General features: G+C 67.1%; 17 protein-coding genes. 9 read left to right on the top strand and 8 right to left on the bottom strand.

Going from position 1 to position 18,481, the window contains the following annotated elements; genetic code table 11:
- The 6 genes from ACTIFJ_RS11550 to ACTIFJ_RS11525 form a co-directional block, all read left to right on the top strand.
- Nucleotides 1-912, top strand: a 912-nt coding sequence (locus ACTIFJ_RS11550) for a serine hydrolase domain-containing protein (protein WP_439534260.1), incomplete at its 5' end; no start/stop codon positions are given.
- A 95-nt stretch (nucleotides 913-1,007) separates the two neighbouring features.
- Complete coding sequence (locus tag ACTIFJ_RS11545) at nucleotides 1,008-1,376, top strand: YciI family protein (protein WP_439534259.1); 369 nt, start codon at nucleotides 1,008-1,010, stop codon at nucleotides 1,374-1,376.
- Between the two features lie 37 nt (nucleotides 1,377-1,413).
- Entirely contained in the window at nucleotides 1,414-1,773 is a 360-nt protein-coding gene (locus ACTIFJ_RS11540) for a YciI family protein (protein WP_439534258.1), read from the top strand.
- 4 nt (nucleotides 1,774-1,777) lie between these two features.
- Nucleotides 1,778-3,007 carry a DUF6596 domain-containing protein gene (locus ACTIFJ_RS11535; RefSeq protein ID WP_439534257.1) on the top strand — a complete coding sequence of 410 codons (1,230 nt, stop codon included), beginning with the start codon at nucleotides 1,778-1,780 and terminating at the stop codon, nucleotides 3,005-3,007.
- Between the two features lie 67 nt (nucleotides 3,008-3,074).
- Complete coding sequence (gene yghU / locus ACTIFJ_RS11530) at nucleotides 3,075-3,947, top strand: glutathione-dependent disulfide-bond oxidoreductase (protein WP_439534256.1); 873 nt, start codon at nucleotides 3,075-3,077, stop codon at nucleotides 3,945-3,947.
- A 103-nt stretch (nucleotides 3,948-4,050) separates the two neighbouring features.
- Nucleotides 4,051-5,760, top strand: a complete 1,710-nt coding sequence (locus ACTIFJ_RS11525) for an amidohydrolase (RefSeq protein WP_439534255.1) — start codon at nucleotides 4,051-4,053, stop codon at nucleotides 5,758-5,760.
- 56 nt (nucleotides 5,761-5,816) lie between these two features.
- On the opposite strand, the gene ACTIFJ_RS11520 is transcribed toward ACTIFJ_RS11525, so the two are convergent.
- From ACTIFJ_RS11520 to ACTIFJ_RS11500, 5 genes are all read right to left on the bottom strand, one after another.
- Complete coding sequence (locus ACTIFJ_RS11520) at nucleotides 5,817-7,052, bottom strand: cytochrome P450 (protein ID WP_439534254.1); 1,236 nt, start codon at nucleotides 7,050-7,052, stop codon at nucleotides 5,817-5,819.
- A gap of 105 nt (nucleotides 7,053-7,157) precedes the next feature.
- Nucleotides 7,158-9,773 carry a methionine synthase gene (metH, locus tag ACTIFJ_RS11515; RefSeq protein ID WP_439534253.1) on the bottom strand — a complete coding sequence of 872 codons (2,616 nt, stop codon included), beginning with the start codon at nucleotides 9,771-9,773 and terminating at the stop codon, nucleotides 7,158-7,160.
- Nucleotides 9,770-10,816, bottom strand: a complete 1,047-nt coding sequence (locus ACTIFJ_RS11510) for a homocysteine S-methyltransferase family protein (RefSeq protein WP_439534252.1) — start codon at nucleotides 10,814-10,816, stop codon at nucleotides 9,770-9,772. Before ACTIFJ_RS11510 ends, metH begins: the two co-directional genes overlap by 4 nt.
- A complete protein-coding gene (gene metF, locus ACTIFJ_RS11505; RefSeq protein WP_439534251.1) occupies nucleotides 10,813-11,700 on the bottom strand; it encodes a methylenetetrahydrofolate reductase [NAD(P)H] in 888 nt (295 codons plus the stop codon). Before metF ends, ACTIFJ_RS11510 begins: the two co-directional genes overlap by 4 nt.
- The gene (locus ACTIFJ_RS11500; protein ID WP_439534250.1) at nucleotides 11,697-12,626 is read right to left on the bottom strand and encodes an ArsR/SmtB family transcription factor; all 930 of its coding nucleotides are present in this window, start codon (nucleotides 12,624-12,626) and stop codon (nucleotides 11,697-11,699) included. Before ACTIFJ_RS11500 ends, metF begins: the two co-directional genes overlap by 4 nt.
- 84 nt (nucleotides 12,627-12,710) lie before the next feature.
- Between ACTIFJ_RS11500 and ACTIFJ_RS11495 the strand changes: the two genes are divergently transcribed.
- Together ACTIFJ_RS11495 and ACTIFJ_RS11490 are read left to right on the top strand one after the other, a co-directional pair.
- On the top strand, nucleotides 12,711-13,565 hold the full coding sequence (locus ACTIFJ_RS11495; RefSeq protein WP_439534249.1) for an MlaA family lipoprotein: 855 nt from the start codon (nucleotides 12,711-12,713) through the stop codon (nucleotides 13,563-13,565).
- 13 nt (nucleotides 13,566-13,578) lie between these two features.
- Nucleotides 13,579-13,758 carry a hypothetical protein gene (locus ACTIFJ_RS11490; RefSeq protein WP_439534248.1) on the top strand — a complete coding sequence of 60 codons (180 nt, stop codon included), beginning with the start codon at nucleotides 13,579-13,581 and terminating at the stop codon, nucleotides 13,756-13,758.
- On the opposite strand, the gene ACTIFJ_RS11485 is transcribed toward ACTIFJ_RS11490, so the two are convergent.
- Nucleotides 13,752-15,860, bottom strand: a complete 2,109-nt coding sequence (locus ACTIFJ_RS11485) for a TonB-dependent receptor plug domain-containing protein (protein ID WP_439534247.1) — start codon at nucleotides 15,858-15,860, stop codon at nucleotides 13,752-13,754. The two genes, ACTIFJ_RS11490 and ACTIFJ_RS11485, sit on opposite strands and share 7 nt — an antisense overlap.
- Before the next feature lie 135 nt (nucleotides 15,861-15,995).
- Between ACTIFJ_RS11485 and ACTIFJ_RS11480 the strand changes: the two genes are divergently transcribed.
- Nucleotides 15,996-16,454 carry a hypothetical protein gene (locus tag ACTIFJ_RS11480; protein WP_439534246.1) on the top strand — a complete coding sequence of 153 codons (459 nt, stop codon included), beginning with the start codon at nucleotides 15,996-15,998 and terminating at the stop codon, nucleotides 16,452-16,454.
- Nucleotides 16,455-16,633: 179 nt separating this feature from the next.
- Here ACTIFJ_RS11480 and ACTIFJ_RS11475 read toward each other — a convergent pair whose 3' ends face one another.
- Complete coding sequence (locus ACTIFJ_RS11475; RefSeq protein ID WP_439534245.1) at nucleotides 16,634-16,969, bottom strand: winged helix-turn-helix domain-containing protein; 336 nt, start codon at nucleotides 16,967-16,969, stop codon at nucleotides 16,634-16,636.
- Between the two features lie 92 nt (nucleotides 16,970-17,061).
- The coding region (gene groL, locus ACTIFJ_RS11470; protein WP_439534244.1) for a chaperonin GroEL at nucleotides 17,062-18,481 on the bottom strand (1,420 nt) is incomplete at its 5' end.

Raw genomic sequence — 18,481 nt, 5'->3', positions numbered from 1 at the left:
AAATCCCTTGCCGCCTATGCCGGCGGCACTCTCGAGACCGGCTTCGAGACCCGCCCGCTCGCCCGCCCGATGCTGGTCATCGACCTGCTCCGCCACACCTCGGGCCTCACCGATGGCTTCCAGCAGCAGACCCCCGTCGACGCCGCCTACCGGGCGCGGCGCATCGGCGAGGTGGAGAAGGCCGACACCCTCGAAACGATGATCGAGGCGCTCGCCACTTTGCCGCTTGAATTCAGCCCCGGCGAAGGCTGGAACTATTCGGTCGCCACCGATGTCATCGGCTGGCTGATCGAGCTGGTCAGCGGCCAGTCGCTCGCCGATTTTCTCGAGCAGCGGCTGTTCGGTCCGCTCGGCATGATCGACACCGGCTTTCACGTGCCCGCCGCGAGTGCCCACCGCCTCGCCAGCTGCTACAAAGCTACCCCCGAAGGCGGCTTCGCGTTGCAGGACGACGCCCGCACCTCGCCCTTCCTCGCCCCGCCCGAATTCCTCTCCGGCGGCGGCGGCCTGGTTTCCACCGCGGCCGACTATCTCCGCTTCGCCCGAATGATCCTCGGTCGCGGCACGCTTGATGGCCACCGCTATCTCAGCCGCAAGACCATCGACCTGATGACCGCCAACCACCTCCCCGGTGGTGTCGACCTGCCCGCCATGTCGCGCTCGCTGTTTTCGGAAGCCAGCTATGATGGCGTCGGCTTCGGCCTCGGCTTCGCGGTCGTCCAGCAGCCACACCGCACGCTGATCCCCGGCTCGGCCGGCGACCTGTCCTGGGGCGGCATGGCCAGCACCTTCTTCTGGATCGACCCGGCCGAAGACCTGATCGGCATCTTCATGACCCAGCTCATCCCCAGCAGCACCTGGCCCGTCCGCCGCGAAATCCGCACCCTCGCCTATGCTGCCCTCGACGACTGAATTTTTTCTCGGCTCCACTGTCTGAATCCGCCAGCGTCGCCACTCATCGCTTCAGGCCCCCGGAATGGCCGGGCGGCCCGAACGGAGCGACCCTGATGATCCTGAAGTGCCTCGCCGCCGCCCTGCTGGCCGCAGCCCCGCTGCATGCCGGCCAGTACACGCTGCTCATCCACGAATCCCCGGCCGAGCTCGCCAAGCGCCCGGACCCCGGCCCGGCCGGCACCGCCTATTGGCAGGGCTTCGCCGCCGCCGGCGGCCAGCTCGCCAGGGCTGGCGCGCTGAAGGGCGGCGCCGCGCTCGAGCCGACCGGCCGGCCCGATTCCGCCGGCCAGATCCTCGGCGGCTATTTCGTCATCGAGGCCCCGGATGCCGCCGCCGCCCGCCGCCTGGCCGACAGCCTGCCCGCCGCCCGCGGCGGCCGTATCGAGGTCGTCGCCCACGCGCCCACCCGCACCGGCATGTAGCTCGACAAGCCCCCCGTTTTTCGGAAAGGATATCGCCATGCAATTCGCGCTTCTCTATCACGAAACCCCCGAGGAACAGGCCCGGCGGGACACCCCGGACGCCCCCGCCTATTGGGGGGCCTGGACCGCCTATATGGGCGCCATGGGCGCCGCCGGCGTCCTGCACAGTGGCCAGGGCCTGCTGCCGCCAAGCACCGCCACCACGCTGCGCACCACCGACGGCCGCTGGCAGGTCGAGGACGGCCCCTTCGCCGACACCAAGGAGCTTCTCGGCGGCTTTGTCATCCTCGAAGTCCCCGATCTCGACGCCGCGCTGCAATGGGCAGCCCGCGCGCCCTGCGCCAGCGCCGGTTCGGTGGAGATCCGCCCGGTGATGCCGGCGCCGCCCGCCGCATAACCGCATGGAGGCGGCCAGCCCGGCGTCCCTGGCGGCCGATCGCGCCGCCCGCACCGCCTATGGCCGCCTCCTCGCCCTCCTCGCCAGCCGCTCGCGGGACATCGCCGCCGCCGAAGATGCCCTTGCCCGGGCCCTCGTGGCCGCCCTCCACCATTGGCCGGTCAGCGGCGTGCCCGCCAACCCCGAGGCCTGGCTGTTCACCGCCGCGCGCCGCAATCTCGGCGCCGCCCGCGCCCGCGCTGACACGGCCACCGCAGGCGAGGCGGTGCTCATCCAGCTCGCCGAAGAACGCGCCGAAGCACCGGACCCGGCATTCGACGACGAACGCCTGAAGCTGCTGTTCGTCTGCACCCATCCCGCCATCGCCGTGTCCACCCAGGCGCCACTGATGCTGCAGACCGTGCTCGGCCTCGATGCCGCGCGCATTGCCGCCGCCTTCCTGGTCACCCCTGCCGCCATGGGCCAAGCGCTGGTCCGCGCCAAGGCCCGCATCCGCACGCTCCGCATTCCCTTTAACGTCCCCGAGCCGGAGGCCCGCCCCGCCCGCCTCGCCGCCATCCGCGCCGCCATCTACGCCGCCTATGGCGCCGGCTGGGAAGCGCTCACCGCCGCCGATGTCCGCCTCGCCGGCCTCGCCGGCGAGGCACTGTTCCTCGCCCGCCTGCTCGCCGCCGAGGTGCCGGACGATCCGGAATCCGCCGGCCTGCTCGCCCTCATCCTGTTCTGCGAGGCCCGCGGCCCGGCCCGTCGCGGGCCGGACGGCGCCTTTGTCCCCCTCTCCCGCCAGGACCCGCGCCTCTGGTCGGCCCCGGCCATCGCCGAGGCCGAAGCCCGGCTGCGCGCCGCCGCCGCCCACCGCGCCCCCGGCCGCTTCCAGCTGGAGGCCGCCATTCAGTCCTTGCACAATCACCACCGCATGACCGGCCAGCCGCTGGCCGCGCCCCTGCTCGCCCTCTACGACCAGCTTCTCGCCGTCGCCCCCAGCGTCGGTGCCAGCATCGCCCGCGCCGCCGCCCTCGCCCAGGCTGGCCATCCGGCACCCGCCCTCGCCGCGCTCGATGCCCTCGCTACCCGCTGCACCAGTCACCAGCCGTGGTGGGCCGCCCGCGCCCGCGCCCTCAACGCCGCCGGCCGGCCGGACGAGGCCCGCGCCGCCGCCACCCGCGCCGCCGGCCTCAGCACCGATCCCGCCGTCCGCGCCTTCCTGCTTTCGGACGCGCTTTTCGCGGCCTGAGCCCGTCCCCGTCTTGCCGGCGCCGCCCGCAATCCCCACAACAGCCCCACGTAACAAGGGAAGCCTCATGACCACCTACACCCCCCCGAAAGTCTGGACCTGGGACAAGGCCAACGGCGGCCAGTTCGCCAACGTCAACCGGCCCACTGCCGGCGCCCAGCATGAAACCCCGCTCCCCGTCGGCAAGCATCCGCTCCAGCTTCATTCGCTCGGCACCCCCAACGGCCAGAAGGTCACCATCCTCCTCGAGGAGCTGCTGGCCGCCGGCCACACCGGCGCCGAGTATGACGCCTGGCTGATCAACATCGGCAAGGGCGACCAGTTCGGTTCGGGCTTCGTCGCCGCCAACCCCAACAGCAAGATCCCGGCGCTGATGGACCGCAGCACCAATCCCCCCACCCGCGTCTTCGAAAGCGCCTCAATCCTCGTCTACCTCGCCGAGAAGTTCGACAATGCCTTCCTCCCCACCGACCACGCCCCCCGCACCGAAACGTTCAACTGGCTGTTCTGGCAGATGGGCAGCGCTCCCTTCCTCGGCGGCGGCTTCGGCCATTTCTACGCCTATGCGCCCGAGAAATTCGAATATCCGATCAACCGCTACGCGATGGAAGTGAAGCGCCAGCTCGACGTGCTCAACCAGCACCTCGCGAGGAACGAGTTCATGGCCGGCAGCACCTACACCATCGCCGATATCGCCATCTGGCCCTGGTACGGCGGTGTCGTCATCGGCAAGGCCTATAATGCCGCCGAATTCCTGTCGGTCCACGAATATGAGCATGTCATCCGCTGGGCCAGCCAGCTCGCCGCCCGCCCCGCCGTCAAGCGCGGCCGCATGGTCAACAAGACCAGCGGCCCGCTCGAAGAACAACTTCACGAACGCCATGACGCCTCGGATTTCGACACGAAGACGGCAGACAAGGTGCCCGCCACCAAAGACTGAATATATCCGCGACAAACAATATTGACTGCCCCTGCAAGTCGCGTAACCTGACCCCGGGGAATGGGTTCGGGCAAGGGTTGCCCGCGACAGGGGGAATGACACAATGCGCCATCTTCGCAGCCGTCGTGTGTTTCTTGAACAATGCGGGCTCGGAGGGCTGGCGCTGTCCGCCGCCCCCGCCTTCGGCGCCATGCCGGAGCAGGATCCCGATTTCATCGTGATCAACGGCTATGTCGCCACCATGGACGCCGCCAAGCCGGTAGCGCAGGCCTTCGCCGTCAAGGGCGATCGCTTCCTCGCGGTCGGCACTACCGAGGAAATGAAGTCCATCGCCGGACCGCGCACCCGTATCGTCGATGCCGGCGGCGGCATGGTCGTGCCAGGCTTCAATGACACCCACAACCATGGGCGCGGCGAGGGGCTGCTTTACGGCATCAATGCCGGCAATCCTTATGTCGTCGAATATGTCACGATCCAGTCGATCATCGACAAGATCAAGGCCCGCGCCGCCGAAACCAAGCCCGGCGAATGGATCACGGCGGCCTTCTACGATGACACCAAGATCAAGGACAACCGCCAGCTCACGATCGCGGACCTCGACAAGGCCACCACCCAGCATCCGGTCCAGGTCAGCCTGCGCGGCGGCCATGCCTCCATTTTCAACTCCTATGCCTTCAAGCAGGCCGGCGTCACCAAGGAAACGCCGGACATCCTCGGCGGCACCTATGAGAAGAACGAGAAGGGCGAACTCAGCGGCCGTGTCACCGACACCGCTGGCCGCAAGATGGGCTCCTTCGGCACCCGCGCGGTCTATACACCCGCAGAGGCGGCCGACCGGGCGCTCAAGGGCTTCGAGTTCATCTCCGCCAAATTCGCTGAATTCGGCCTCACCAGCGTCTCCTACGACTCCAACGATGACATCATCCCGATAATTCAGGGTTCCCGCGAGCGCGGCACCCTGAAGACCCGCATCGCCTATGAAGCCAGCCATGAAGTGTGCGACGCGCTACTTCAGGCCGGCGTCGGCAGCGGCTTCGGCGATGACTGGTTCCGCTTCGGCGGCACCCGCGAACACACGCTCGACGGCGCGCTCTCGTCCCGCACCATGTCGATGACCCGTCCCTATATCGGCGTCACCCCGCCATATAAGGGCAACCTCACCGAGCTGCCGAAGGACACGATGGAATGGGCCGAGCGCATGCACCGCGGCGGCATTCGCATGAACATGCACGCCAATGGCGAACCCGCCATCGAGCAGGCGCTCAATGCCTATGATTATGCCCAGAGCCGGTTCCCGCGTCCCAACACGCGGCCTAAGCTCACCCATTGCTCGCTGCCAAGCGCCGCACAGATGAAGCGGATCAAGGCCGTCGACGCCCAGCCGTCGCTGTTCAGCACCTACATCTATTACAACGCCGACAAGTTCCGTTTCTACGGCGCCGACATGGCCGAGCACATGATGCCTTACCGCGACATGCTGGACATGGGCATCAACGCCTCCACTGGCTCGGACTTCTACCCCGGCCCCTTCGATCCGCTGATGGCGATCCAGGGCATGGTCACCCGCAAGGGCTTCAACGGCGAGACCTGGGGGGCGTCGCAGAAGGTCACGGTGGAGGAGGCCATTCGCCTGTCCACCGTCATGGGCGCCTACTCCACCTTCGAAGAAAACATCAAGGGCACGATCACGCCCGGCAAGCTTGCCGATTACGTCATCCTCTCGGACAATCTCTACAAGGTGAACCCGGAGAAGATTATCGACGTCAAGATCGTCGAGACCGTCGTCGGCGGCAAGAGCATGTACCACGTCTGATCCAGCGCGGCCGCGGCGGCGTTTTCGGTAAGCCCGAAGCGCCGCCGGATGTGCCTTCATCTCCGATCGAAGCGGATCGGCAATCGCACTAGGTTTCGCCCGAAAAAGCTCGGCACATAGGCCAGTTCCGGCGTGCCGGGCTGCAACCGGAAGTCCCGAAGCCGGCGGATCAGCAGCGAAAAGCAGGTGATCAGCTCCTGCCGCGCCAGCGGCGCGCGGATGCAATGATGCCGGCCGATCCCGAATGCCAGATGCCTGCCCGGTGATTTCCGGTGAAGGTCGATGCTGTCGGCCATCGGGAACAGCTGCTCGTCGCGGTTGGCGGCGCCAAAGCGCAGGCTGAGCAGGTCTCCCGCCTGCAATGCGGTGCCAGCCAGCACCGTCGGCGACACCACCCGCCGGAACATGCCTTGCGCGGGGGACTCCAGTCGCACCACTTCCTCGGCAAAGGCCGGGATCAACGCCGGATCGGCCGCCAGCCTTTCCTGAACATGCGGATTCTCGATCAACAGCCGCATGCCGGACGCCAGGGCAGATGCCGTCGTATCGTTGCCGGACGCCAGCAGATCGACCGCGATGATCGTCAGCGCCTCGTCCATGGCCAGCAGTTCGCCCTCATCATCCCGCGTCTGCGCAATGACGGTCAGCAGATCATCCCGCGGTGCCAGCCGCCGCGCTTCAATGCCCGCCGCGAAGAATTTCTGCATGTCCACAAATAGCCGCGCACATTCGACCTCGCGTTCCGGGCTGACCATCATGCTGAACGGCTCGACGATGGCATCGGACCATGATTTGAACGTGTCGATCATATCCGGCGACACGCCGATCTGCTCGGCGATCACGATCATCGGAAATGGATGGGCAAAGCTGCGAACAAATTCGCATTCGCCCGCATCGGCAAACTGATCGATCAACTGCGTGGACGTGCTCTCCATCCAGGGCACCATGGCGCGCACCTTCGAGGCCGTGAATAGCCGGTCCAGCAACGCCCGCACCCATGTATGGCGCGGCGGATCAGAGGTCGAGCAGGACGCTTTGGGAAGCCAGCCATCCTCGGAAAAAACCCTGACAACCTCCGATGGCACACCGCCGGGGCGAAGCGTAGCCGGGCTGACGCCGCTGGCGAACAGATCGGGTTGCCGAATGACCTGCATGCACAGGTCATAACTGGTCACCAGATGAAAACCGGTGCTGGGCATCCTGTACACCGGCGACCGCGCGCGCAGTGTCGCATAAAGCCCATAGGGACAGGCCTGCACCTCGGGGTCCATAAGATCAGGCAGATTCGGCATGCACGCTCCCCAAGGCACACGTCGTAGCGCAGCCGCCATCAACGTGCGCGATCGGATGCCCTTTCACAAGAGGGTGGTCATGCACGCCACCCCGCCTTCACGGCCTCAATCGAGATTAGGCCGGCACAACCGCTCCGCATCCTCGATCGAGATCCCCCGCCGTACCGCATAATCGGCCAGCTGGTCCCGGCCGATCCGCGCCACGCCAAAATAATGCGATTGCGGATGGGCAAAGTAGAAGCCCGAAACCGCCGCCGTCGGCCACATCGCGAAGCTATCGGTCAGCGAAATCCCCGCCCGCGCCTCCACATCCATCAGCGCAAACAAGTCGCGCTTCAGGCTGTGCTCGGGGCAGGCCGGATAGCCCGGCGCCGGCCTTATCCCTTCATATTGCTCGCGGATAAGCTGCTCGTTCGTCAGCGTCTCGTCCGCGGCATAGCCCCAAAACTCGCGCCGCAGCCGCGCATGCAGATATTCGGCAAAGGCTTCCGCCAGCCGGTCGGCAAGCGCCTTCAGCAGGATATCGCTGTAATCGTCATGGTCCGCCTTGAACCGCGCCAGATGATCGTCGATCCCCTCGCCCGCCGACACCGCGAACCCGCCCAGCCAGTCGGCCTCGGGATGCACGAAATCCGCCAGGCAGGAGTTCGCCCGCCCCTCCCGCTTCGCCATCTGCTGCCGCAGGAAAGGCAGCCGCGCCATCGGCTCACCGCGCCCTTCGTCGGCGAACAGCAGCACATCATCACCGTCCCGCCGCGCCGGCCAGATCGCCAGCACGCCGCGCGGCCGCAGCCAGCCCTCGGCCTCGATCCGCCCCAGCATGGCCTGCGCATCGCCGAACAGCTCGCGGCACTGCGCGCCCACCACCTCATCGTCGAGGATCGCCGGATAATTCCCCGCCAACTCCCAGGCCCGGAAGAACGGCGTCCAGTCGATGTAGGGAATCAGCTCCCGCACCGTCACATCTTGAATCGACTTCACCCCCGTCCACGCCGGCTTCACCGGCGGATGCGCGGCAAAATCCGGCATAAAGGCATTGGCCCGCGCGTCGGCGATCTCGGTCAGCTTCGATTGCCCACGCCCATGCCGGGCCCGCGCCTCGGCATAATCGGCAACCACGCCCGCCACGAAGTCGTTGCGCAAGGTGTCCGACACCAAAGTCCCCGCCACGCCGACCGCGCGGCTGGCATCGAGCACATGCACCACCGGCCCCTCATAGGCCGGCGCGATCCGCAGGGCCGTATGCACCCGGCTCGTCGTCGCGCCGCCGATCAGCAGCGGCATCGTCATCCCGGCCCGCTGCATCTCGCTGGCCACTGTGACCATCTCGTCCAACGACGGCGTGATCAGCCCCGAAAGCCCGATCATGTCGGCATCATGGTCGTTCGCCGCCTGGAGGATGGTCTGGAACGGCACCATCACGCCGAGGTCGATCACCTCGAAGTTATTGCACTGGAGCACCACGCCGACGATGTTCTTGCCGATATCGTGGACGTCACCCTTCACCGTCGCCATCACGATCCGCCCCTTGCTGGACGATCCGGCCGATTTCTCCGCCTCGATATAGGGCAGCAGGTGCGCCACCGCCTTCTTCATCACCCGCGCCGACTTCACCACCTGCGGCAGGAACATCTTCCCCGCCCCGAACAGGTCGCCGACGACGTTCATTCCCGCCATGAGCGGCCCTTCGATCACCTCGATCGGCCGCGCGAACAGATGCCGTGCCTCCTCGGTGTCGGCCACCACATCGGCATCCAGCCCCTTCACGAGCGCATGTTCGAGCCGCTTCTGCACGGGCCATGACCGCCACTCCGCCGCCACCTTCTCGGCTACTTCTCCGCCCTTGAAGCGGTCGGCGATCTCCAGCAGCCGCTCGGTCGGGCTGAGATTGGTGCCCTTGGGCACCCGATTGAGCACCACATCCTCACACGCCTCGCGCAGCTCCCGATCGATGGCGTCATAGACATCGAGTTGCCCGGCATTGACGATCCCCATGTCCATCCCGGCCTGGATCGCATGGAAGAGAAACACCGAATGCATCGCCCGCCGCACCGGCTCATTGCCGCGAAACGAGAAGCTCAGGTTGGAGACGCCGCCAGAGACATGCACATGCGGCATCCGCCGCCGGATCTCGCGCGTCGCCTCGATGAAATCGACGCCGTAATTGTCATGCTCCTCGATCCCCGTCGCCACCGCAAAGATGTTCGGATCGAAAATGATGTCCTCGGGCGGAAAGCCGATGCCCACCAGCAGGTCATGGGCGCGCTGGCAGATTTCCACCTTGCGCGCCTGCGTATCGGCCTGGCCCTTTTCGTCAAAGGCCATCACCACGGCGGCAGCGCCGTAGCGCATCACCGTCCGCGCCTGCGCCAGGAATTGCGCCTCGCCTTCCTTCAGGCTGATCGAATTGACCACGCCCTTGCCGACCAGGCACTTCAGCCCGGCTTCGATCACCGACCATTTCGAAGAATCGACCATCACCGGAATCCGCGCGATGTCGGGCTCGGCAGCGATCAGCTTCAGGAACGTCACCATCGCCGCCTCGGAGTCGAGCAGCCCCTCATCCATGTTGACGTCAAGGATCTGCGCCCCATTCTCGACCTGTTCCAGCGCCACTTCCACGGCGGTCGCATAATCGCCCGCCATGATCAGCTTCTTGAACCGCGCCGACCCGGTGACATTGGTCCGCTCGCCGACATTGATAAAACGCCTGACACTCATGCCGCAAAACTCACTGCTTCAATCCCCGCCAGCCGCATCGCCGGTCCCGGCTTCGGCATCGCCCGTGGCGGCTTCCCCGCCACCGCCCGCGCCATCGCCGCAATATGCGCCGGCGTCGTGCCGCAGCAGCCGCCAACGATGTTGATCAGACCCTCATTGGCCCAGCCTTCGATCAGCTTCGCCGTCGTCTCCGGCAGCTCGTCATAGGCGCCGAGATCGTTCGGCAGTCCGGCATTCGGATAGACCTGCAGCAGCACATCAGCCACCTTGGCCAGCGCCTGCACATGCGGCCGCAGCTCGGTCGCGCCGAACGAGCAGTTGAGCCCCACCGTCACCGGCTTCACATGGCGGATCGAATGCCAGAATGCCTCCACCGTCTGCCCGGAGAGGTTGCGCCCAGACAGGTCGGTAAGCGTCATCGACAGCATCACCGGCACATCTGCGCCTCGCGCCTCGCCTGCCTCGGCCGCGGCAAAGGCCGCCGCCTTGGCATTCAGCGTGTCGAACACCGTCTCGATCAGGATGAAGTCCACCCCGCCCTCGAGCAGCGCCTCGATCTGCTCACGGTACACCGCCTTCACCCCGTCGAAATCCACCTCGCGAAACCCCGGGTCCTCGACCTTGGGAGACAGCGACAGCGTCTTGTTCGTGGGCCCGAGGCTGCCCGCGACGAACCGCTGCCGCCCATCCACCGCCTTCGCCCGGTCCACTTCGCCGCGAATAATCGCCGCCGCCGCCAGATTGACCTCGCGCACCAGATGCTCGGCGCCATAATCGGCCAGGCTGATCCGGTTGGCGTTGAACGTGTTGGTCGCAAGCACATCGGCCCCGGCCTCGATATAGGCTCGGGCAATGCCAGCGATATCCTCGGCCCGCGTCAGGTTGAGCAGGTCGTTGTTGCCCTTCTGGTCGCGGTTCAGCGACAGGTCGCCCCGGTAATCGGCCTCGACCAGCCCCAGCGCCTGGATCGCCGTGCCATACGGGCCGTCCTTGACCAGGATCCGTTCGCGCGCCGCCGCGCGCAGGTCATCGGAAACACTCATGCCGCACGTACTCCCAACAGATGACAGATCGCGTAAGAAAGCTCGGCGCGGTTCAAGGTGTAAAAGTGGAAATGCCGCACGCCCTCGCCGTAAAGCCGCCGGCACAGCTCGGCCGCCACCGTCGCCGCCACCAGCTGCCGTGCCGCCGGCTTGCCGTCCAGCCCGTCGAACAGCCGCGCCATCCAGTCCGGCACCGCCGTGCCGCACGGCCCTGCCATCCGCATCAGGCTGCCAAAGTTGCTCACCGGCAAGATACCCGGCACGATCTCGGCATCGATCCCCGCCGCTGCCGCCCGGTCCCGGAAACGCAGGAAGGTCTCGGGCTCGAAGAAGAACTGGGTGATCGCCCGGCTGGCCCCCGCGCCCAGCTTGGCCCGCAGCGCCTCCAGGTCGGCCTCCAGGCTCGCAGCCTCCGGATGCACCTCCGGATAGGCGCCGACCGAAATCTCGAAATCCGCCACCCGCTTCAGCCCGGCCACCAGCTCGGCCGCATTGGCATAGCCATCCGGCCGCGCCTCGAAACACTTCTGCCCGCCCGGCGGATCCCCCCGCAGCGCCACGATATGCCTTACCCCAGCTTCCCAATAGCCGCGCGCAATCTCGTCGATCTCGTCACGGCTGGCGTCCACGCAAGTCAGGTGCGCCGCCGCCGGCACCGCGCTCTCGCTGGCGATCTTGGCGACCGTCGCATGCGTCCGCTCGCGCGTCGTCCCGCCCGCCCCATAGGTCACCGACACGAAGCGCGGCTGCAGCGGCGTCAGCGTCTCGAAGCTCTCCCAAAGCGTCGTCTCCATCGCCGGCGACTTCGGCGGGAAAAACTCGAAGCTGACCGCAATGTCGCCCGGCACATCGGCATACAGCGGCCCGTCAAACCCAACACTCACGCGACATTCCTTTCGCCAATCCAAAGCGTTACCGCCAGCGTATCCTCGCCCGGCAGATGCGCCGCCACCCGCGCCGCCAGACCCGCGGCGCCCATCCAGCCGAGCACCGCCTCATCGGCAAACCCCAGCCGCAGATGCCGCCGCTGGCTGCGCAGCTCCTCACGAGTATGCGCCGCCAGGTCGACGACCAGCAGCCGCCCGCCGGGTCGCAACACCCGCACCGCCTCGCCGATCACCGCCGCCGGGTCATCGGCAAAGTGCAGCACCTGATGCAGCACCACCGTGTCCACCGTCGCGTCGCCGCGCGGCAGCGCATACATGTCGCCGTGCCGGACCTCGGCATGGCCAAGCCCCGCCGATTCGATCCGACCGCGCGCCAGCCGCAGCATCTCCGGGCTGCGGTCCAGCCCCAGCGCCCGCGTCGCCGCCGGTCCCAGCAGCTCGATCATCCGCCCCGTGCCGGTGCCGACATCGATCAGGTCACCCAGCCCGCTGCCGTCCAGCGCCGCAACAATCGCCGCCTCCACCTCCGCCTCGCGTGTGTAGAGCGAGCGCTCGCGGTCCCAGTCCTCGGCATGCGCGGCAAACCAGGCGTCCGCCGCCGCCCCCCGCTCGGCCCGCACCACCGCCAGCCGCGCCAGATCGTCCCAGGCCCAATCGGCCCCCTCCAGCCCGTCGATCACTGCCAGCACCGGCGCCGTGACCCGCGCCTCGCCCAGCCGCACGAACACCCAGGCGCCCTCGCGCGCCCGCGATACCAGCCCGGCCTCGGCCAGGATTCGAACATGGCGAGACACCCGCGGCTGGCTCTGCCCCAGCACCAGCACCAGCTCGCCGACGGACAATTCCATCCGCCGCACCAGCAACAGAATGCGCACCCGGCTCGGGTCCGCCAACGCCCTGAAAATATCCAGCAACCGCTCCATGTCGCATCACATAAAGACATCTTTATATGTGTCAAGAAGCACAGAGCCCTTGCCGCCGTCCCCCGCCTGTGCAAGGCGCGTGTGATGCGTTGTCTTCCGCGCCTGGCTGCGCTTCTGGCCCTCCCTCTCCTCGCCACCGCCTGCGCCACCCCGCGCAGCCTGAGCCTGGAGACCGCACAGGCCGATCCTTGGGAGGCCAGCAACCGCCGCGTCTATGCCTTCAACAAGAATGCAGACCGTTATGTGATGAAACCGATCAGCAGCGCCTATCGCGCCGTCGTCCCCCAGCCCGGCCGGCGCCTGGTCAGCAACGCCTACAACAATTATGGCCAGCCCCGATATTTTCTGAACTACCTGCTGCAGGGCAAGATAAAGCGCGCCTTTCAGACCTTGGACCGCTTCCTCCTGAACACGACGCTTGGCGTCGGCGGCCTTGCCGATGTTGCCACCGATCTCGGGCGGCCGGACGATCCGACAGACTTCGGCATGACCTTCAGCCAATGGGGCATCGCCGCCGGCCCTTATGTCATGCTGCCGTTCCTCGGTCCCAGCACGCTGCGGGACGGGGTCGGCGTGCCCTTCGATTTCTTCGTCGATCCCGCCGACATCGCGCGCAATCGCATCCTGAGCCCGAGCATCTGGTGGCGCGCCGGCCTCATCGGCGGCCGCCTGATCGATGCCCGCTCGCGTCTCACCGATTCCGGCGCGGACGGGCTGCTCGCCTCAAGCCTCGATGAATATGCGACCATCCGCTCGGCCTTCCTGCAGAGCCGCCGGGCCCAGCTATACTATGGCAACCCGCCGCTCACCGCCGAGGAGTTGGAATATTATGGCGACGATGCCGTTCCGGAAAGCACCGAAGCCCCCGCACCCGACACGCCCGCACCCGATAGTGCTGCCCAGGCCACGCCCGAACCGGCCGAGCCCGCCGCCCCCTGACATGAGCCTGCCTATGCCCCTCCGCACGCCTGTAGCCCTGCTACCCCTCGCCCTGCTGCTCGCCAGCTGTGACAAGCCGGCAGACGCGCCAGCCTCCACCGAGGAGGCGGCGCTGGTCGCCAAGGCCAATGCCGATGTCGAGGCAGCGATGGCCGAAGCCGGTGCCGCCACGCCAGCCGCCCCGGCTCAATAGCCGGCGCGCACCGACAGCATGAACGTCCGCCCCGCCTCGGGAAAGCCCAGCGCCAGCTGGTAGTTGCGGTCGAAGATATTGCTGGCGCTCGCCGCCACCTCCAGCCCCGGCCGCGGCGCCCACGCCAGCCGCAGATTGGCCAGCAGATGCGCCCCATCGCGCGTCCATTGCGTCCCGGCGGTGTTCACCACCCAGCGGTCGCCGGCGATGTCAAGGCTCGGCAAAACGGTCACGTCCGCCAGCGGCTGCCAGTCAAGCCAGACGAAGCCGCTCAGGTCCGGCACCCCTACCGGTCGAAACGCCGGCAAATTGGGGTCGCGGATATCGCGCTTCACAAAGGTGGCACTCACCCCGCCGCGCAGCCCCGCCGCAATATCGGCCGACACCGCGCCCTCGGCCCCCCAATAAGTGCCTTTGCCGACATTACGGCTCTGGCTCACCGCCTGCGGCTCGCACCCGGGCACAGGCACCGAGGGCGCCCCCGTCGAGGCGGTGCACGTATAGAACAGCGCCGGCACCCCGAAGATCGCATCGCGCACATCGGCCACATAAATCGCCGCCTCCAGCGCCACCCGGCCGGACTGGTGCCGCCCGGCCAGCTCGATCTGCGTCGCCCGCTCGGCCTTCAGATCCGGGTTGGACGTCGCCCCGCCAAACCGCGACGAGAATCGGTCGAACAGCGTCGGAAACCGCGCCCGCGAAGACACGCTCAGCGCCAGGCGGTTGTCACCATCGGGCAGCCATTCGAGCTGCCCCTGCGCATTCCAGGCATCGCCGCTGCGCACCGGGTAACCGAACACCGTCGCCGCCCCGCCGCCGGGCGGCACGCCAAACTCCTCCGCCTTGTGCAGATCGCGCCAGTCATAGCCGAAGCCGGTCCGTAAATTAACCGCCGGCGCCAGCCTCAGCACATGCTCGGCCGCCACGCTCCAGGTCGTTTCCAGCGAGGTCTGGCGCGGCTCGATGAAGCCGGAGGGAAACCCCTGCTGGAACTCGACATGCTCGTCGCGCCGCACATGCCCGGCAAGGGTCAGCGCCTGCCGATCGCTCAGCTCGACATCGAGCCGCAGCGAGCCGCCGGTCGCCTCGTCCTCATAAAAACTGTTGAACGCTCGTCCAAGCGTCTGGGTCGTCTGCGCCCGCGTATCGAAGGACCGCAGCAGATTGTCGAACTTGAAGCGAAACACCCGCGCCTGCATCTTGGCCGTGTCGCCTAGCGGCGCGGCGGCGAACAGCGCGATCTGCTCGAGATTCCATTCCGGCCACGACCAGTAGCGCTGCACCGGCAGCGGCACCGTCGTTTCGACCGGCGCGTTCTTCGATCCCTCCTGCCGCGTATAAGAAATCGCCAGCTCGGTGCCGTCGCCCGGCGCATAGCCGACTCGGGCATTCACCCGCCAGTCGCGGTTGTCGGAGAGGTCGCGCCGCCCCGCCGCCTGGTTCGCCGTCGGCACAAAGCCGCCCGCCGTGGTGAAGAAATCCCGCTCGACATGCGTGCCGGAAACCTGCGCATAAAAGCCGCCCTGCCGCACGCCGACATAGCCGAACTGCGAATGACCGGCAGCATTCAGCCCGCGGTCGAAGGACAGGCTGGCCCGCGCCTCCGCCTGCCAGCCGTCCCGCGGCGTCCGCGTCACTAGGTTGATCGCCCCGCCCAGCGCGCCCGGCCCGTCGATCACCGACACATAGCCCTTGGCCACCTGCACCTCGGCGATGTCGCCGGTCAGGAACCGCCCGAAATCGAGCCGGTTGTCGGCCGGCAGATAGACCCGGATGCCATCGATAGACAGCGGCACCTGAAACCGGTCGAAGCCGCGCACGAACAGCAGCCGCTCATTGCGCGAACCGCCGCTGTTCGAGGTGGTCACCCCCGGGATCAGCGCCGCCGCTTGGTCGAGCGTCTGCCGCTCGAATGACAAGATCGCCTCCGACGACAGACTGCCCGCGCCGATCGCAATCCCCGGCGCCTGCGCCCCCGTCACTGTAATCATGCCCAGCGCAAATGCCTCCGGCTCCCCCAACTCCGCCCATCGCGCCTCCGCCCATCCCGGCGCCGCCGAAACGGCCCACAACAACCCCATCGCCGCCCCGACACCGCGCATGAATCCCGCTTCCCTTTGACCGAATCGCTATATATGGCTGTATATAACGAACCTCGTCGGAGACAAGCCATGCGGGCATCGCTCATAGCCGTCACAGCCCTTCTCGCCTTCGCCGCCGCGCCGGCCTTGGCCCAGATGGGAACCCCTGACTGCAAGGAAATTTCCAACGCCAACCTGCCCACCGATCTCGCCGCCTGGGCCAGGCCCCCCATCCCGATCGCTGCCAGCGCCAAGACCACCAACGCGCCGTCGCTTACCCCCGGCACTCCTGCCAGGCTCACCCTTCACCCTTCGGCCGGCGTCACCCTCGCCCAGCCCGCCGGCAAGGTCCGCACGCCCGCCAATGTTCACGCCGGCCTCATTCGCGTCCGCATCCCCGCCGCCGGCACCTGGCGCGTCTCGGCCTCCCAGCCCTTATGGATCGACGTCCTCTCCGGCAGCACCGCCCTGCCCTCGGGCAAGTTCGGCGCCCTCGCCCCCTGCACCACCATCCACAAGGTTGTCGAATTCGACCTGAATCCCGGCGATCACCTGATCCAGCTCAGCGGCAACCCCGGCCCGGATGTGGAACTGATGGTCAGCGAGAAGAAGTGAGCCTCCGGCGGTAAGGTAAAGTGCCTCCGGCGGCTGGGGCCGCAGGCCCCAGACCCCAATCATTGGGTTAATCCCGCGAGATCTTCTGGCGTCGCCTTGCGGAGGCCGGATTATCGGGGTCTGGGGCCTACGGCCCCAGCCGCCGGAGGCATCTTGTTACCGCCGGAGGCCGCAGGCCCCTAGCCCTTCAACCGTCCCGCAATTCCCGCGCACAGCCCGCCGCTCGCCTTCTCCAGCCGCGCCTGCAGCGCCCGATAGTCGCCAAGCACGGCGCGGCCAAAGTCGCTCAAGGATGCCCCGCCCGGCCCGCCGCGCACGGTCAGCACCAGCGGCTCGGCGAACAGCCGGTTCATCGCATCGACCATCAGCCAGGCCCGGCGATAGCTCAGCCCCATGGCGCGACCGGCGGCCGAGATCGAGCCGGTGGCGGCGATCGCATCGAGCAGGTCGGCCTTCCCCGGCCCGAGTGCGATCTCGTCGCCGGCCATCAGTTGCGCCTTGATCTTCCAGCTCATGCCCCATCATGGACGCCGCTGCCTAAAAGAAAAAGGGGCCGCGGCTTGCACCGCGACCCCCTTCATTTTCAGAAGCGTCTGGAAGGCGGGACTTAGAAGTCCATGCCACCCATGCCGCCCATACCGCCCATGCCGCCGCCGGGCATGCCGCCACCGGCCTTGTCGTCGGCGGGTGCTTCGGTGATCGCCGCTTCGGTGGTGATCAGCAGCGAGGCGACCGAGGCCGCATCCTGCAGCGCCGTACGAACGACCTTGGTCGGATCGATGACGCCGGCGGCCACGAGGTTCTCGTAGACATCGGTCTGCGCATTGAAGCCGATCTTGTCGTCATTGCCGTCGAGCAGCTTGCCCGAGACAACCGCGCCATCATGGCCGGCGTTCTGGGCAATCTGGCGAACCGGCGCAAACAGCGCCTTGCGGATGATGTCGACGCCACGGGTCTGGTCGTCGTTGGCGCCCTTCAGCCCCTCGATCGCCTTGGTGGCATAGAGCAGCGCGGTACCACCGCCCGGAACGATGCCTTCTTCCACGGCAGCGCGGGTGGCGTGCAGCGCATCGTCGACGCGGTCCTTGCGCTCCTTGACTTCCACTTCCGTGGAGCCACCGACCTTGATCACTGCAACACCACCGGCCAGCTTGGCCAGGCGCTCCTGCAGCTTTTCCTTGTCATAGTCGGAGGTGGTGATTTCGATCTGTGCGCGGATCTGCTCGACCCGGCCCTTGATCGATTCCGCCTCGCCGGCACCGTCGACGATGGTGGTGTTGTCCTTGTCGATGGTCACGCGCTTCGCCTGGCCGAGCATCGGCAGCGTGACATTCTCGAGCTTGATGCCGAGGTCCTCGGAGATCATCTCGCCCTTGGTCAGGACGGCGATGTCTTCCAGCATTGCCTTGCGGCGATCGCCGAAGCCCGGCGCCTTGACCGCGGCAACCTTCAGGCCGCCACGCAGCTTGTTGACCACCAGCGTGGCCAGGGCCTCGCCTTCGACGTCTTCGGCGATGATCAGCAGCGGCCGGCCGGACTGGACGACGGCTTCGAGCACCGGCAGCAGCGCCTGCAGGTTCGACAGCTTCTTCTCATGGATGAGGATATAGGGCGAATCGAGCTCGACCTGCATCTTCTCGGGGTTGGTGATGAAGTAGGGCGAGAGATAGCCGCGGTCGAACTGCATGCCCTCGACGACGTCGAGTTCCGAGTCCATGCCCTTGGCTTCCTCGACGGTGATCACGCCTTCCTTGCCGACCTTGTCCATCGCCTTGGCGATCATCTCGCCGATTTCGGCTTCGCCATTGGCGGAGATGGTGCCGACCTGGGCGATCTCGCTCGAACCCGAAACCGGCTTCGAACGCGCCTTGAGGTCCGCGACGACCTTGGTAACGGCGAGATCGATGCCGCGCTTCAGGTCCATCGGGTTCATGCCGGCGGCGACCGACTTCATGCCCTCGCGCACGATGGCCTGGGCCAGCACGGTCGCGGTGGTGGTGCCGTCACCGGCGATGTCGTTGGTCTTC

This window comes from Polymorphobacter sp. (genome assembly GCF_051860865.1).
Classification (GTDB): domain Bacteria; phylum Pseudomonadota; class Alphaproteobacteria; order Sphingomonadales; family Sphingomonadaceae; genus Sandarakinorhabdus.
This window is presented reverse-complemented; position numbering and strand designations above follow the sequence as displayed.